The 15,359-nt window shown below is 53.8% G+C and carries 14 protein-coding genes; 6 read left to right on the forward strand and 8 right to left on the reverse strand.

Features of this window, described 5'->3' with window-relative positions:
• Nucleotides 1-26 precede the first annotated feature (26 nt).
• The 7 genes from OGV82_RS15100 to OGV82_RS15130 all read right to left on the reverse strand — a co-directional run bounded on the left by OGV82_RS15100 (nucleotide 27) and on the right by OGV82_RS15130 (nucleotide 7,933).
• The gene (locus tag OGV82_RS15100; RefSeq protein ID WP_101744130.1) at nucleotides 27-1,049 is read right to left on the reverse strand and encodes an ABC transporter substrate-binding protein; all 1,023 of its coding nucleotides are present in this window, start codon (nucleotides 1,047-1,049) and stop codon (nucleotides 27-29) included.
• Between the two features lie 203 nt (nucleotides 1,050-1,252).
• Nucleotides 1,253-2,965 (reverse strand): alpha,alpha-trehalase, encoded by a 1,713-nt coding sequence (locus OGV82_RS15105; protein ID WP_047463307.1) that lies wholly within the window; start codon nucleotides 2,963-2,965, stop codon nucleotides 1,253-1,255.
• A 199-nt stretch (nucleotides 2,966-3,164) separates the two neighbouring features.
• Nucleotides 3,165-4,598, reverse strand: a complete 1,434-nt coding sequence (dhaM, locus tag OGV82_RS15110) for a dihydroxyacetone kinase phosphoryl donor subunit DhaM (RefSeq protein WP_047463309.1) — start codon at nucleotides 4,596-4,598, stop codon at nucleotides 3,165-3,167.
• A 10-nt stretch (nucleotides 4,599-4,608) separates the two neighbouring features.
• The gene (gene dhaL / locus OGV82_RS15115; protein WP_012132103.1) at nucleotides 4,609-5,241 is read right to left on the reverse strand and encodes a dihydroxyacetone kinase subunit DhaL; all 633 of its coding nucleotides are present in this window, start codon (nucleotides 5,239-5,241) and stop codon (nucleotides 4,609-4,611) included.
• An 11-nt stretch (nucleotides 5,242-5,252) separates the two neighbouring features.
• Nucleotides 5,253-6,323, reverse strand: a complete 1,071-nt coding sequence (gene dhaK, locus OGV82_RS15120; RefSeq protein WP_101744131.1) for a dihydroxyacetone kinase subunit DhaK — start codon at nucleotides 6,321-6,323, stop codon at nucleotides 5,253-5,255.
• A 242-nt stretch (nucleotides 6,324-6,565) separates the two neighbouring features.
• On the reverse strand, nucleotides 6,566-7,198 hold the full coding sequence (locus tag OGV82_RS15125) for a winged helix-turn-helix transcriptional regulator (protein ID WP_047463315.1): 633 nt from the start codon (nucleotides 7,196-7,198) through the stop codon (nucleotides 6,566-6,568).
• 72 nt (nucleotides 7,199-7,270) lie between these two features.
• The gene (locus tag OGV82_RS15130; protein ID WP_024130277.1) at nucleotides 7,271-7,933 is read right to left on the reverse strand and encodes a winged helix-turn-helix transcriptional regulator; all 663 of its coding nucleotides are present in this window, start codon (nucleotides 7,931-7,933) and stop codon (nucleotides 7,271-7,273) included.
• Nucleotides 7,934-8,310: 377 nt separating this feature from the next.
• Between OGV82_RS15130 and OGV82_RS15135 the strand changes: the two genes are divergently transcribed.
• From OGV82_RS15135 to OGV82_RS15160, 6 genes are all read left to right on the forward strand, one after another.
• Complete coding sequence (locus OGV82_RS15135) at nucleotides 8,311-8,841, forward strand: fimbrial protein (protein ID WP_024130278.1); 531 nt, start codon at nucleotides 8,311-8,313, stop codon at nucleotides 8,839-8,841.
• A gap of 51 nt (nucleotides 8,842-8,892) precedes the next feature.
• Nucleotides 8,893-9,570 (forward strand): fimbrial biogenesis chaperone, encoded by a 678-nt coding sequence (locus OGV82_RS15140; protein ID WP_047463318.1) that lies wholly within the window; start codon nucleotides 8,893-8,895, stop codon nucleotides 9,568-9,570.
• 25 nt (nucleotides 9,571-9,595) lie between these two features.
• Nucleotides 9,596-12,082, forward strand: a complete 2,487-nt coding sequence (locus tag OGV82_RS15145; protein ID WP_101744132.1) for a fimbria/pilus outer membrane usher protein — start codon at nucleotides 9,596-9,598, stop codon at nucleotides 12,080-12,082.
• 101 nt (nucleotides 12,083-12,183) lie between these two features.
• Nucleotides 12,184-13,044, forward strand: coding sequence for a fimbrial protein (locus tag OGV82_RS15150; protein WP_227657983.1), 861 nt, complete (start codon nucleotides 12,184-12,186; stop codon nucleotides 13,042-13,044).
• 14 nt (nucleotides 13,045-13,058) lie between these two features.
• Nucleotides 13,059-13,577, forward strand: a complete 519-nt coding sequence (locus tag OGV82_RS15155) for a fimbrial protein (protein ID WP_047463324.1) — start codon at nucleotides 13,059-13,061, stop codon at nucleotides 13,575-13,577.
• 23 nt (nucleotides 13,578-13,600) lie between these two features.
• Nucleotides 13,601-14,254: a helix-turn-helix transcriptional regulator gene (locus OGV82_RS15160; RefSeq protein ID WP_047463327.1), complete on the forward strand. Its 654-nt coding sequence runs from the start codon at nucleotides 13,601-13,603 to the stop codon at nucleotides 14,252-14,254.
• Nucleotides 14,255-14,285: 31 nt separating this feature from the next.
• Here the strand turns inward: OGV82_RS15160 and OGV82_RS15165 are convergent, their stop codons facing one another.
• On the reverse strand, nucleotides 14,286-15,188 hold the full coding sequence (locus tag OGV82_RS15165) for a LysR family transcriptional regulator (RefSeq protein WP_024130280.1): 903 nt from the start codon (nucleotides 15,186-15,188) through the stop codon (nucleotides 14,286-14,288).
• Between the last annotated feature and the right edge of the window lie 171 nt (nucleotides 15,189-15,359).

Below are 15,359 nucleotides of genomic sequence, written 5' to 3' on the forward strand. Positions count from 1 at the left end.
CAGGACTGAAAGGGTGGTCGTTCTCATCAGATGATCGCCCACTGTTGATACTGTTCGTCAGTCAGCGACGTATGCCAGAACAGGCGCGCATAACGCACCATATCGTCTTTAAAATGTTGATTAACGTTCGGGTCCAGCCAGGCATGCAACCGGCGCAGCCCGAGTAAACGGTTAATGCCCGGCGGCGCATCCAGCCAGCCAAACGGCAGACCGCTCAGGAAAAGAATGCGCTTGTCCGCAACCGCCTTAACGCCTTGCCAGACGGGGTCGTGACGCAGGTAGTGCGCCGTGGCGGCATCCTGTACCAGAATGATGTCGGGTTGCCAGGTGAGTAAGTTTTCCATAGAGACCTGGGCCAGTCCGCTTCGTCCGGGGATTCGCGCTACGTTGTGTAATCCCAGCAACTCTGCCGCTTCCGTATGCAGCGATCCCTGTAATCCTGTCTCCAGACCTCGGGCGCCCCGCGCCGCATAAAAACGAATACCGGCAGCAGGCGTGTGGGAAAACGCGAGCGCTTGCGCAATGAAGCGCTGAGCCAGCGCCGACTGAGCGGCAGTACGCGCCTCCATTCCCAGCGCTTGTCCTGCGGCTTGCAGTTGTTCCGGCGTTTGCCGCAGTTCACCGTTAATCAGCAGCCACGGAATCCGGGTCTGAGCGCTGACCTGGCGCGCCTGCGAAAGCCAGGTTTCATCGGCGTTGCCGCAATCCACTACCAGATCGGGATGCAGGGCCAGCAGTCCTTCCAGAGACAACGTGCTGGCGCGCCCCGCCAGCCTGCCCAGTTTGGGCAACGCCCGAATGGACTCGGGGAAGGGAATCGCCGCCTGGCGCGAGAAATCAAAAGAGGAGAAACCCACCAGCTTTTCCGGCGCGACGGCCAGCAGTAACACATCGGCGGGCGCACCGGCGCTCACCACGCGGCGAATAATATTGCCTTCCGGCGGGCGGCCAATAGCAAACGTCAGCGGTGTCTGCGCAATGCCAGGGAGGTGGCGAAACAGCAGCGCAGAGGCCATTGCCTGAGCGAATCTCCGTCTTGTGAGCGGCATTGTTTTCATCCTGAAATGGTTAAAAAATCGCTATATGTTTACATATATAACGTTAAAAAACTTGTTCAGTATCAAATTCTCACCGATGAAAAGGGGCTCTAACCCTTAAGAGCTATGAGGGGCAGAGATGAACGCGCGGCATTGCCAGGAAGAAAAATCCGCGACGGCGCGCGGATTTTTGTCAGCATGATGGTCGGGTTACATTACGGCGTGGTTTCAACCTGTTTTTGCGGCGCAGGCTGGGAAGCGCCTGGCGCTGCGGGGCGAGTGGCCGGTACGCTGTCGCACGGTTTCTCTTTTGGACAGATCAGGTCGAGCATTTTTAACGTCACGCCGTTGGTCCAGCCGAAACCATCCTGAAGAGGGTATTCTCCACCGCCGCCGCCGGTTCCCGTACTGCTGACGTCATATTTCTCAACCAGCTTTTGTTCGCGGTCGTAGGTATGCTGAACGTTGGTGAGGAAGCGCCAGGTGACATCCATCGCGACGTTGTCCTGCCCGTAATTCTGCAACCCCTCGGTCGCCACCCACTGTAACGGCGCCCAGCCATTGGGGGCGTCCCATTGCTGCCCGCTTTTCACCGAGGTGGTGGAAAGTCCGCCAGGCTGCAACAGGTGCGCCTGGGTCGCGGCAGCCACTTTGCTGGCGCGATCTTTCGCCGCCGCGTTGACATACAGCGGGAACAGCGTGGCCGCCGTCAGTTGGTTACGCACCTTTTTGCTTTTCAGATCGTAGTCGGCATACCAGCCTTCCTGATTGTTCCACAGGTGCGTTTCAATGCCTTTCTGACGGGCGCCGGCGAGCGCTTCATACTGGTTCGCATTGGCGTCATCGCCTGCCGCTTTGCTGGCGCGCGCCAGCATTTTCTCCAGTTTATACAGCAGGGCGTTGAGATCGACAGGGACGATGCTGGTGGTGCGAATGGTGCTCAGCTGATTCGGGTCGTCCATCCAGCGCGAGCTGAAATCCCAGCCCGATGCGGCGGCAGATCGCAGGTCGCGATAAATCTCGGTTGCCGGGCGGTTCGGGTTGCTTTTCGCGGTGGTGATATCTTCCATCCACGACTCCGGTCGCGGCGTGTCCCGGTCATCCCAGTAGCGGTTCAGGACGGTGCCGTCATCCAGTTTCACTACGCGCTTATTCTGCTCGCCGGGCTGGAGATTCTCCACGCCCTCCATCCAGTAGGCATACTCTTTTTGCAACTGTGGCAGGTATTTTTTCAGGGCGTCGTCGCCCTCATGCTGCGCCAGCAATTCCACCATAAATGCGAAGAAAGGCGGCTGCGAGCGGCTCAGATAGTAGGTACGGTTGCCGTTGGGGATATGCCCCCAGGAGTCCAGTTCATAGCCGAAATTCGCCACCATATCGGCGACCTTATCCCAGTGATCGCTTTCGGCAAGCCCCAGCATGGTGAAATAGCTATCCCAATAATAGACTTCCCGGAAACGTCCGCCAGGCACCACATACGGTTCCGGCAGCGGCAATAACGAATCCCATTTTCCGGCGCTCTCCGTTGTGCGGGTCAACACGGGCCACAGGCCGTCAATATGTTCACGCAGCGACTGTCCTTCCGGCGGAACGTATTTTTCCCCTTCTTTGGGCAGCGTAAAGTTCACATCAACAAAGTGACGCAAATCGAAGCCTGACTGGTTTCGTTGCATCCGGTAATCCGCGAGGATCATCAGCGGATCGCTGTTAGGCACGGCATCGGCGAACGTTTTCTGGTCGGGGAACAGTTTGGCGCTCTGCACGTCATTAAACAGCGGCCCCAGCAGAATATCCGGGGGCTGCGGAGGACTGGCCGGCTGTTCCTCAGCATGCGCCGAGAGCGACGCGAATGTCAGCAGGGTGCCTGCAACGGTCAGTTTTATGGCGAAAGAGAGCGTGCCGGAATGGCGAAGCGCAGGTGTTATCATCAATATTCTCCTTAACGGCGTGCCGCAGTCAGCGGCATGAACCATGACAAAACCTTAGTCCAGGATTGCCATGTGCGCGTGATCGAACCGCTATTTTGGGAACTGGTAAACATTTCCCGTTATCGCCGGTTGAAGCGTGGGGATGAGCGCGGTGATGCGACAGCGCGCCCTCAGAAGAGGACGCGCGATGGGAGAGCGGTCAGTCAGAAAAGAGAATGCGCTGTGCCGCGAGATCCAGCGTAATCGACTCGCCGGTGCTCAGGGCATATACCGCTTCCCCTTGCTGACAAAGCCAGCCGATCCCCATTTCACGGGCGATGATTGCCGAATGTGATTCATTGCTGCCTGCGCTCAGGCAGATCCCTTTAACCGTCTGTGGGTCGAACTGCAACACGGTGGACGGGAAGATATTTTCTGCCGCCACGATAGTCGGGCGCGTGAATACCGGCAAGCGCGCGTTTATTCCGCTCAGGTGCCTCAGCGTCCGATGGAGAATATCGTCGATATCGATATAGCGGGCCTGCAAATAGGCGTCGTCGAGCTGTCGGTACTGATCGCGGAGATCGTCCAGCACGCTGCGCCACGCCGTTTCCGCCCGACACGGTTTATCACGCATCACTTCACACGCCATCTCGTACAGCTCGGGGTCATCCAGCAGCGTGTGATGCCCGGAAAAAATCGCCGCCAGATCGGCGGAGTATTTCTCTTCCGCCAGCGTGGTCAGCGCGTTGAGATCGTCCAGCGTCTGACGAATCGCCGTTTGCAGGCGCTGCCGCTCTTCCGGCAAATTGACGGTCGTCGGATTTGCGACGTCCGGTGCAGCGGGGGAATAGCAGAACACCACGCCGGAGACCTGCGCGGGGAGCTGACGCGCCGCGCTGCTGGCAGGCGTCTCTTCCACGGACTCGCCAAAGTTTTCCGCCGCCAGCTGTTTGAACGCCGCCAGCGCCTCGTCGGCCTGTTCTCCTTTGGCGATCAGGCGCAGAGTATCGTTGCAGCGCACCTGTAATAACGCTATCTGATTCAGGCTGTCCGGCGTCACGCATTTGCCATTTTTCTCCAGCAGCATGTCGGCCCGAAACCCCGACAACGTGGAGACCAGGCGCGATGCCGGACGAACATGCAGCCCGTTTGGATTTTTCACCACAACAGAAATGGAGTGGGCGTCGTTATCCTGAAATGCTGGTTTTGTGGCGACGCCCCCGGCTTGCGCGGGTGACGGTAAACCCAGTTGTTCACGCTTGGCATCCAGCGCGCTCATGGCGTCATTGATGACTTTATCAATACCGGCGCCCATTGCCGCGCTGACCGTCGCCGCCAGCGTGCCTTCTACCAGCGGCGCCGCGCATAAGCGGACTTTCGCCGCAATCGCCGGGTCGAGCAAATCCAGGGCGGTTTCGGCGCTCAATAATGCGCTGCCCATATCCATCATGACCAGGATATGGTCCGCATCAGCCACGGATTCGATGGCTTCCATCACCTTGAGCGGATCGGTGCCAATCGGATTTTGTGGGTCGTCGATACCGGCTGCAATCGCGAGTTTACAACCATCGCCGATTAACATCTGCCGGGCTAACTGCCCGACGCCTTCACCCAACAGGGCGCTGTGCGAAACAATGACCAGGTTTACCATCGCGTTATCCTTACTCTTTTGCCGCTGCCGCCAGCATTTGCATCATGAACATCACGGAGGTTGCACCCGGGTCCTGATGGCCGATGCTGCGCTCGCCAAGATAGCTGGCGCGCCCTTTGCGGGCCTGCATGGTGATGGTGCTCTGCGCCGCCGCTTCGGCCTGGGCGCTGGCGGCATCCAGCGCCGCCTGCACCGACAGGTGCTGTTCGCATGACTGGCGCAGCGACTCCACAACCGGCCCCCAGACGTCACACATGGTTTTATCGCCAGGCTCTGCTTTACCACGGCTGGTCACGCCTTCCGCGCCTTCCCGCATCATCTGGTACAGCTCGTCGAGCGTCAGGCTCTGGTGCGCCTGTGTCACCTGGGCGGCGCGAATGAAGAACGTGCCGAACAGCGGGCCACTGGCGCCGCCGACGCTGGAGAGCAGCACCATCCCTGTGTTCTTCAGGATGAAGCCGATGTCTTTATCCGCAATCGCGGGTAATTTTTCGACGACTTTACTGAAGCCGCGATGCATATTCAGCCCGTGGTCGGCGTCGCCAATCTCTCTGTCCAGACCCGTCAGATAATCACTCTCTTTGGTGAAAATCTCACCGCAGCGATAGAGCCAGTTAACAATGTGTGTTCTGTTGAGTGACATACATAATCTCCTTATTTGCCCCAGTTGAGCGCAGGCGTGTGAACCGGCGCATCCCAGAGCGCGAGCGTTTCATCATCCACTTTTAACAGGGTGATGGAAAAGCCGGTCATATCCAGAGAGGTGCAGTAAGAGCCGATCAGGTTGCGTTCAATGGTAATGCCGGTTTCCTGACAGCGGCTTTCAAGCCGGTTATAGACGCCGAACAGTTCAGACAGCGGCGTGGCGCCGAGGTTGTTGACCAGCGCAATGACGCGATCGCCACGCTGCAACGGCTGTTTGCTCTGCTTATCTTCCTGCCAGCTTCCCTGATGATGATCCCAGTGACGCAGCGTGCGGCTGTATGCGCCGTTTTCCAGTAGCGTGTCAAACATTTCATCGACAGTTTGATCGAGAGAAGAGAAGGGGCGACGGCCAATGCCGGGTTCGCCGTGAATTCCCACGCCAAACTCCATTTCGTTATCCTGCAATGTGAAGGACGGTTTGCCCGCCGCAGGCACGGTACAGGCATTGAGCGCGATGCCGATTGAATGCCCCTGATTATTCAGCTTACGGCCAAGCTCCGCGCAGGCTTCCAGCGTGTCACCGCGTTCTGCGGCCGCGCCTACCAGTTTTTCAATTAATACCGTATTGGCGACGCCGCGACGACCGGCGGTATAAAGGCTGTCTTTGACCGCCACATCATCATCCACCACGACGGTGGTGACTTTTACGCCGCTGTCGTGCAGCAGCTCCGTGGCGGTTTCAAAATTCAGGATGTCGCCGGTGTAATTCTTAATGATCAGTAAGACGCCTTCGCCGCCGTCAATGTGCATGGCGCACTCAAACATTTTGTCTGGCGTCGGTGAGGTAAAAATTTCGCCCGGGCAGGCGCCGGAGAGCATGCCTGGCCCAATATAGCCGCAGTGCATGGGTTCATGCCCGCTGCCGCCGCCGGAAAGCAGCGCCACTTTTCCTGCCACTGGCGCATCTGACCGGGTAACGTAGACCGGGTCCTGATGCAGCGTCAGCGTCGGGTACGCTTTTGCCAGACCAGCGAGTTGTTCGTTCAGTACCTCTTCTACACGGTTAATCAGCTTTTTCATTATTTTGCTCCGCATCTTCTGCTGTAGGGGTATCGGTTGTGTACCATGACACGGCTACCACTCACTGCCGATAACCTTATTGTGCAACAGTGAGCGGAAAAGAAAATTCGGCCATAACATGTTTCATCAACGGAACATTTATGCTTAATCACGTTTCATTATGGAACGTAAAGGCGAGGTAATCGTCAGAATTGCGATCCCGACCAACGAATGCCGCCGCTTTAAGCGTAAAAAACGGGGGGTTAGAAACGAGAAGGGAGGTGATTAATTGCGATTAATTTGCCCTGTTCCAGTTCGATATAGCCGCCTTTTTTCAGCGCTGACAGCATCTTCATCACGCTGCTGCGCGAAAGGCGGGTACGTTCAAGAATATACTGGTAGGCCGCCATCTGAGAACGGATGCTTTCCGGCTCCTGGCTTAGCGCCTGCAACTGGTAGCACAACAGGTCGTAAGCGGTCGGCGCTGTCGCCATTTCATTCTGGATAAACAATTTATTGGTGACGATGATCATATGCTTTGCCATGATCTCCCACAGGTGCTTGCGCTCAATGGTTTCCATCACGTCATCGAGGGGAATTGTCGCCGCTTCGCACTCTTCGAGCGTGCGAATCAGCAGTTTATCCGACAGGGCGCTGGTGAACCCCAGGGAGACCGGGGCAGAAGCTATCCCCAGCAACAGACTATTTTCGATGTTCTCAATGCTTACGACGCCCGTGCGGAAAAACAGGCACTGGTGCTCGCCCCCCTGGACGAAGACAAAGCGACTTCCGCGAGGATACCGTTTGAAATCCTGTTCTGACGTGAGTGCGTTGAGCAGCGCAATTGCGTAGGGCGAAGGCTGCTTCAGTTGATTAAAGGAAGAATCCTGGGGCATGGTAGGTGTTATCCGGTCACTGTCGTTGTCATTCTATTTTAGTGGCTCTGCGTTAATGCGTGTTGAACATAGCTAGTATTTCAGAGGAATATTCTGCTGAATTTGCTTCAGAACACCACGATCGGTCACGATGTAGCCGCCTTTTTTTAAATCGGCCAGTATCTTCATCACGCTGCTGCGCGACAGAAATGTTCTTGACTGAATATAATTTGCGGCAGTTATATTTTGCCTGAATTCATTAGACTCACGCATTAATTCATACAACTGAGCGCGAATAATATCATAGGATGTCGGCGCTGAAATGCGCGTACAGTGGTCGTACACCCGACCGGCGGTGTAGATAAGCACCTTCGCCAGGCTTTCCCAAAGATTCTCATTTGCTATAACGTCATTAACTTTCTCCAGCGGAATAAAGGCGATCTCAGAGCACTCCTCACTGCGCATCAGCAAATATTCAGCATCAACCAGTTGATTGCTGAGGCCAAAAATAAAGGGGGCGACTTCTGAGTTAAGCATGAAGCCGTCCCGTGCTCTGAAAACCCCGATGGTTCCCTTCAGCAATAAATAACATTGATGTGGTCTATTATTTTCGTTGTTAATAATTTGTCTGCATTTTGTTTCTCGTGTGTTTGCGTGTGGCTTCAGGTGCGCAATCAGTTTTTCTACATGTTCAATTGGCTTCAGAGGCAGAGCCTTATACATACTTGATTCAATAGCTATTTTGGTTTCAGGCATGATCTGTCCTCCCATATAATAGTCTCTGTAATAGCGTAACGTCTTGCTTGAGCTAATAATTATGGTGACAGACTAAAAATAAGTGAATCCAGAACAAGGTGTAAAATTACACCAAAAAATCACTTGAGCAAATATGTGCATTTATATGAAAATTTAAATTAAGGAGAACTTAATTGACATCGTGCCCTGATTCAGGATTCAAACCGCTGACGTGATGCGGCCCGGAATGATGAAGGGGAAATCGCATGTTATTTATCTCCTTGTCTTTACGATGATAGCCCAAAATAAGCGTTTCCCGGCAGCCCATTTCCAGAGCAGAAAATGTATGGACATTATGTCGTAACGCGATAAATAAACAGGTGTTAAGGATAGCGATGATGAAAAAAAATATGATAGCAATGGCGCTTTCCGCTGCGGCCATTTTGTCAATATCACATGCGATAGCGTATGACGGCACGGTCAAATTTGTGGGTCAGGTTCTTGATACCGCCTGTACCGTAGATATTGGCGCCAATAATACGATGACCGTTGATATGGGAAGTGTCTATAAGACAGCGTTTACCAACGCAGGGGATGAAGCGTCAACGACCAAATTTACCTTGCGTCTGATTAACTGCCCCTCTTCCGTCACGTCCGCGCGGGTGAAATTTGATGGCGTTAATCATTCGGGTAATACCGATCTGTTAGCGCTGTCCGCCGATCCCGGTTCGGCAAGCGGGGTGGCCATTCGACTGATGACGGCAGACAGAGCGCCTTTAGGCCTTAATCAGATCAATGGCTATTCCTATTCACTGTTAGATATGGTTGACAACCAACTGGATTTCTACGCCGCTTATGTCGCCACCAGCGTGCCTGTTGTGCCGGGCGTCGTGAACGCCGTAGCAAACTTCACCGTTAACTATAACTGACGAGCATATGTTGTTTGGGGGGCCGATAACCGGCCCTCTCAGAGGTTTACCATGAGAGTATTACGTGTTTGCGCCACCGCGTTGGCGCTGTTTGTTACCGGCGTTTCCAGTGTGAATGCTGGCGTTTCCATTGGCGGAACACGGGTTATTTACGATGGCGGTAAAAAAGAAGCGTCATTAAGCGTCAGTAATCCCGATAATATTCCGTATTTAATTCAGTCGTGGATCGAAACGCAAAATGACGGTAAGGCCAAAGCTCCTTTTATTATTACACCGCCGCTTTACCGGCTTGATAACGGGCAGCAAAACGTAATGCGTATTATTCGGGCGGGAAATCTGCCTGAGGATAAAGAGTCCCTGTTTTGGCTGAATATTAAATCGATACCGTCGGCCCAACGTAAAGATAATACGTTACAGATTGCGGTTAAAACACGAATAAAACTGATTTATCGACCTGCGTTGCTAAGCAAGTCAACGCCTGAAGCGCAGCTCGGAAAGTTAAGCTGGAGCCGGAGCGGGGCGTTTATTCAGGTAAATAACCCCACGCCTTATTACGTTAATTTCAATGAAATTACCGTATCCGGTAAGAAAGTTGACAATGTGACGTTTGTGGCGCCGGGGAGTACCGCCCGTTTTGCACTGCCTTCGGGCGGAAATGGCGGAAGCGTGAAATTCAGGATTATTAATGATTACGGTGGAATCAGCGAGGAGTACAGCGGTTCTGTTTAAGTAGCGACGGGTCGGAATTACGTTAATGATGATAGCCAAATATATAATTAATCCGTATCCGGCCCGGCTTGTATTGTTTATCTCCCTGGGAATATTCAGCGTGCTGAATGAGGTTCTGGGTCGGGATTACTTTAATCCGGCGCTACTGGAGCATATATCATCCGGTAGCGAGAATATCGATCTTTCTGGTTTTGAAATGGGGGGGCAGGCACAGGGCACTTACCATGTCGATATTATCCTCAACGGGCAGTTTCTGGACACGCAGGATATCGCATTCAATAAAACACCAACGCCTTCAGGTGAGGATGCGCTTGAGCCCTGCCTGTCGGGGGAAATGTTGCAACGCTATGGCGTTAACATCGCGCAGTATCCGGGTGTGCAGGGCAAAGGGGATTGCGCCGATTTGTCCGCTATTCCACAGGCTTCAAGTGAGTTCCAGTTTTCGACGCAAAAGCTGTTGTTAAGTATTCCACAGGCGGCGTTATCTGCCAGAGCGCGGGGGGATGTCGCGCCGGAACTCTGGGATGAAGGCATTACCGCCGCGATGCTTAACTACAGTCTGAGCGGTGATAACAGTAATAGCCAGTACGCTAATTTACGCCCCGGAATAAATGTCGGCCCGTGGCGTTTGCGCAATTACACCACCTGGCGGCGCGGCGGTCAGGGCGATGAGGACTGGGATTCGATTTATACCTATGTCCAGCGCAATATCGTCCCGCTGAAAGCGCAACTGGTGCTGGGAGACAGCGCCTCTCCTGCGGATGTTTTTGACAGTATACCGTTTCGTGGCGGCCAGCTTGCGTCAGATGACGACATGCTGCCCGATTCGCTGAAGGGATATGCGCCCGTGGTGCGCGGTATTGCCCGCACCAATGCGCAGATCGTCATCCGGCAAAATGGCTACCAAATCTACCAAAGTTACGTGGCCCCTGGCGCGTTTGACATTACCGACATGTTCCCCACGGGAGGCGCCGGCGATCTGGAGGTCACGGTTAAAGAGGCGGATGGCAGTGAGCAGCACTTCACCGTCCCGTTCGCATCATTACCGGTGTTACAGCGTGAAGGTCGGTTCAAATATGCGTTAACCGGCGGGCGCTATCGCTCCAGCGACAGTCGTGTGGAACAAACCGATTTCGGCCAGGGAACCGCGATTTATGGTTTGCCGGGCGGTTTCACGCTTTATGGCGGCGTCCAGACTTCCCGTAACTATCGGGCGATAGCGTCCGGCGTCGGTAAAAATCTGGGAACGATTGGCGCGCTTTCTGCCGACGTAATCCAGTCATGGGCGCAACCCGCTGATGGCAGCAAGACTCAGGGGCAATCCTGGCGTGTGCGCTATAGCAAAAATAGCATCGCGACAGGAACAAACTTTTCGATTGCGGGTTACCGATATTCAACGCGCGGTTACTACGGTATGCAGGACGCTTTCGATACATATGGCGGTAGTTCCGGACAGATAACGAAACGACGTAACCGTATGGAAGCCAACGTCAACCAGTCCCTGGGCGCAGGCGGCGGATCGTTGGCGTTAAGCGCGGTACAGGAGGACTACTGGCATACCGGAAAACCGATGCAGTCGTGGAGTGTGGGGTATCACAATGCCTGGAACGGCGTGAGCTATAGCGTCGCCTGGACGCTGAGTAAAAACGGCAGCGGCGATCGTTATGATAAAGACCAACAGCTGGCGCTGAATATCAGCATTCCGCTGGATCGCTTTATGAGCAATACCTGGGCCAGTTATGGCATGAATGCCAGCAGTGGGAAGGGCGCGACTCATAGCACAGGGCTGAGTGGAACGGCGCTGGCTGGCAACGCGCTGAACTGGAATATTCAGCAAGGTTACGGCACGGATGACGTGGGATATACCGGTAGTCTGAGCGCGGATTATAAGGGTACTTACGCCGATGTTAGCGGGGGGTATCGTTACGATCGCCACTCGCAGCGCGTGAATTACGCTCTCGCGGGGGGCGTGCTGGCATATGCCGATGGCGTAACGTTCTCTCAGCCTTTGGGGGAAACCAACGTGCTGATTGGCGCGCCTGGCGCATCGGGGGTCGGGATTAAAAACCAGAGCGGCGTACGAACTGATTTTCGTGGCTACACCGTTTCCGCCAATGTTTCACCGTATCGCAAAAATGATATCGGCCTGGATACGGCATCCGTTGCGGACGATGTTGAACTGGCGCTTACCAACAAAACCGTTGTGCCAACCCGTGGCGCGGTCGTGAGGGCGGACTATGTCGCTAATGTTGGGCTGCGCGTGCTGTTGACGTTGACCAGACCCCACGGTTCGACGGTGCCATTTGGGGCGATGGTGACGTTAAAAGGCGCGCAAGAACAACAATTTATTGTCGGTGACGAGGGGCAGGTTTATTTAAGCGGCATGCCGCCGGAAGGGACGCTGAATGTGGTCTGGGGACGTGACGGCGAGCAGCGCTGCACGGCAAATTATTCATTAACCTCAGCCGAGAACTACAGCGGCGTTAGCGTGACCGGCTCTCTTTGCCGCTAAGTGGGCTTACCTCGCGTGAGAATCTGACAATGAAACGAACTTATCTCTTATTCAGTTTACTGATACTTTTTTCAGGGCTCAGCGTTGCCGATGACTGTACCGTGAATACGACACTATTTAATACCGTCTCAATGGGGAATATTGTCGTGCAGCGAGATGCGCCGGTAGGGGCAGAAATCGCCCGCGCCAGGGTCTCCGGGTATGCCAAACTGTTGGTCACGGCGCCTGGCGGTGCCGTCTATTGTAACGGTGCTTATGCGATCAATTACCTGTCAGCGACGCCTTCGCCGATAAATCATGTTTACAACACCAATCTGAAAGGGGTGGGAATCAGGCTATCCATTCCCGCAGGGGATTTTGTGCTGCCGTCAAATGGCGCCAGCTATATCTATAACCTCGGTAACTATGACGTGATGCTGATTAAAACAGCAACGATCCAATCGGGATATTTGACGCCGGGAGTGGTTGCACAGGGATGGTTTGGTACGCCGGATCATTCTTTTATGCAGATTTCAATGGGCGCCGATACCCAGGTGACGGCGCTCGCATGTTCGTTTTCCAGCCAGATTCTTAATTTTCAGCTCGGTGATATTAATGCCGCCGAGTTCACCGGCCAGCCCGGAGCCGTGCTGTCGCACAGCGATACGCAAAATCTGGGGCTGAACTGCGATCCGGGGGCGAATATCAATGTTGAACTGGCGGGAACGCAAAACCCTGACGCACCGGCTGACACCAGCGTTCTGGCGCTGACCGGGCAGGGTAGCTCCGAAACGGCAGACGGCGTGGGGGTCCAGATAGTTTATAACGATGCGCCGCTGCAACTGAATAACCGCATCGTATTGAAAAAATCCGCAGGCGGGCAGGAGACATTTCCGCTGGTGGCGCGTTATTACCAGACCAAAAGCCAGGTGAAGCCGGGCAGCGCGAATGCCACCGCCACGTTGAATATTACCTACCAATAACCCAAGGAAAAAGTATGCCTGGAAGAAAACGCTGGCTGCTGACCCTGATGCTGCTTACTGGTCAGGTATGGGGTCAGGGCGATCCGATCGCATTAAACATCAAAGGGAATGTGAAAGCCGCGCCGTGTCAGGTGAGCAGCGACAGCATCACTAAAACCGTTGATTTAACGGCGGGGAGTCCGGTAACGGCTTCATCAATGTATACCGCAGGGTCAACGACGCCGTGGGTCAGTTTTGATTTCAGCATTGAACATTGCCCGGAAGGCACAACCGGCGTGATGATTCAGTTTAACGGCAACGCTGATGACATGCATCGCGATGATATGTATCGCAATCTGGGAACCGCTACCCCTGTCGCGATACAGTTGCAGGCGGCGGACGGTCGACCGCTGGGCGACGGTCAGGTTCTGACCAGTGAAATTGTCGCACAGCGTTACACCTGGAATTTACGCGCCCGGCTCTACAGTGAACAAGGGCAGGTCTCACCGGGAACCATTGATTCGGTTGTGACGGTTTCATTGAGCTATCAGTAATTATTACCCGGAGCCGCGTATACATGAATATTGTCATCAGATGTCAGGATCGTTTTTATCAATACGGATTGCGCGCGTTACTGTGCGAAATATTTCCACCGAACCTGAATCGGACCACGCTCACCTTTAACGACTATGACCACGCAAACGCCGCCTGTGCCGATATCTTAATTCTGCTGCTGCACCCCGGTGAACAGTATATTTGTCATGCTGAAATGCGATTTCGTGCGCCACGCCTGATGATTGGCCTGGTGGATAAAAAACATATTCCCGCGCGAGGAGAAATTCCCTCCTGTATAGGAAACATCGTGTTTATTCCGCTCAATGCAAGCGTCAGTAAGATCAGTAAAGTGATTAAGCAGCATTGGTTTTCTTTACAGCAGGCAAAAACGCCCCATGCCGTACACCACTGCGGACATTGCCCGCATAAGACGCTTACCGGGCAACAAAACCAGCTCGCTGCCTTTCTTTATGCGGGGATGACGTCAAAGCAGATTGCTTACAAAATGGCGATCGGTCAGAAAACGGTGCTGGCGCATCGAAACGCGTTAATGACGAAATTCCGCTTAAGAACCGATCGTGAGTTATTACTGTTTTTAAATGCGGTAAAGGAAAAAAACCGGCACAGAAACGGCATGTGCGAATCCTGCAATGATGACGATGGATGGCTTGTGTAAGCAATCCACGCAAAGGCGCGGATTGCGGGTATTACGAATGCTGTGGGTTGTGGGCGGCGTAGATGTCGCGCGCGTCCGTAAAGCAGCGCAGCGCGAGCGAAGAAACCGGCGCTTGCTTACGCATGATCAGGCCGACAGGGGCTTCAATGTTGGAATTGACGACCGGCGTAATATGGAAATTACTGTTTAAATTCTCCAGCCCATTATTGAGCGGCATAATGGCGCAACATATGCCACGCTGCACGGCCTGAATAATCTGGAATGTCGAATCGCTTTCGAAAATATGCTTAGGCGAGATTCCGGCTGATTTAAAACTCATATCCATGTGCTCTCTGTAATGCATACCTTTGGTCAGAAAACCCAGCGGGAAATTAATGAGATCGTTCCAGGAGAGGCTCTCATTTTCTATTTTAAAATGGCGCGTGTCGTGCAGCAGACCCATCCGGGTTTTCGCTAACGGGATAACATCAAACGGACTGACATCAATGTTATTCAGATAACATATTCCCAGCTCCAGCTGGTTGCTGTTTACGCCTTCGGCAATTTGCTCCGAGGTCATGGAATAGAGACTAAATTGCAGTTCCGGGTATTTGGGGGTTAATTCGCGAATAAACAGCATAGGATCGACGCTGGCGAGCGGCACCATACCCAGACGGAGCACGCCGACAACCTGTCCTTTGCAGAGCGCGGCCTCGGCCTGTAAGCCATCGTGCGCGGCCAGCAGGGATTTTGCCCATGCCAGAATACGTTCGCCTTCCGGGGTAAAGCCTTCAAAGCGTTGCCCGCGAACGATAAGCACCAGACCAAGTTCCTCCTCCAGATTGCGAATGCGCATGGAGAGGGTGGGTTGCGTGATATTACACTGCGATGCGGCCTTACCAAAGTGACGGGTCTGATCCAGCGCGATTAAATATTTGAGTTGTTTTATGTCCATCATTCATCTCTTCGGCAGACGGTCTGTTGGGGGCAAAGAAGAGGCTCCGGCAGCCGTTTGCGCTACGACATGGGTTCACATTATTGCATGAATGTATAAATTTTGTAACCGAATTGCGGCGTAACAATACCGTTTCTGCGCGTCAGTGGCTGAAAAATAAATCCCCTTATT

The sequence above is a fragment of the Citrobacter sp. CK191 genome, assembly GCF_030333435.1.
Classification (GTDB): domain Bacteria; phylum Pseudomonadota; class Gammaproteobacteria; order Enterobacterales; family Enterobacteriaceae; genus Citrobacter_B; species Citrobacter_B koseri.

Excerpts from the sequence above, each read along its gene's own strand:
- OGV82_RS15155 (WP_047463324.1), top strand. The coding sequence starts at position 13,059 with ATGCCTGGAAGAAAACGCTGGCTGCTGACCCTGATGCTGCTTACTGGT.
- OGV82_RS15160 (WP_047463327.1), top strand. The coding sequence starts at position 13,601 with ATGAATATTGTCATCAGATGTCAGGATCGTTTTTATCAATACGGATTG.
- dhaL (WP_012132103.1), bottom strand. The coding sequence starts at position 5,241 with ATGTCACTCAACAGAACACACATTGTTAACTGGCTCTATCGCTGCGGT.
- dhaK (WP_101744131.1), bottom strand. The coding sequence starts at position 6,323 with ATGAAAAAGCTGATTAACCGTGTAGAAGAGGTACTGAACGAACAACTC.
- OGV82_RS15140 (WP_047463318.1), top strand. The coding sequence starts at position 8,893 with ATGAGAGTATTACGTGTTTGCGCCACCGCGTTGGCGCTGTTTGTTACC.
- OGV82_RS15105 (WP_047463307.1), bottom strand. The coding sequence starts at position 2,965 with ATGATAACACCTGCGCTTCGCCATTCCGGCACGCTCTCTTTCGCCATA.
- OGV82_RS15165 (WP_024130280.1), bottom strand. The coding sequence starts at position 15,188 with ATGGACATAAAACAACTCAAATATTTAATCGCGCTGGATCAGACCCGT.
- OGV82_RS15130 (WP_024130277.1), bottom strand. The coding sequence starts at position 7,933 with ATGCCTGAAACCAAAATAGCTATTGAATCAAGTATGTATAAGGCTCTG.
- OGV82_RS15145 (WP_101744132.1), top strand. The coding sequence starts at position 9,596 with ATGATGATAGCCAAATATATAATTAATCCGTATCCGGCCCGGCTTGTA.
- OGV82_RS15125 (WP_047463315.1), bottom strand. The coding sequence starts at position 7,198 with ATGCCCCAGGATTCTTCCTTTAATCAACTGAAGCAGCCTTCGCCCTAC.
- dhaM (WP_047463309.1), bottom strand. The coding sequence starts at position 4,598 with ATGGTAAACCTGGTCATTGTTTCGCACAGCGCCCTGTTGGGTGAAGGC.
- OGV82_RS15100 (WP_101744130.1), bottom strand. The coding sequence starts at position 1,049 with ATGCCGCTCACAAGACGGAGATTCGCTCAGGCAATGGCCTCTGCGCTG.
- OGV82_RS15135 (WP_024130278.1), top strand. The coding sequence starts at position 8,311 with ATGAAAAAAAATATGATAGCAATGGCGCTTTCCGCTGCGGCCATTTTG.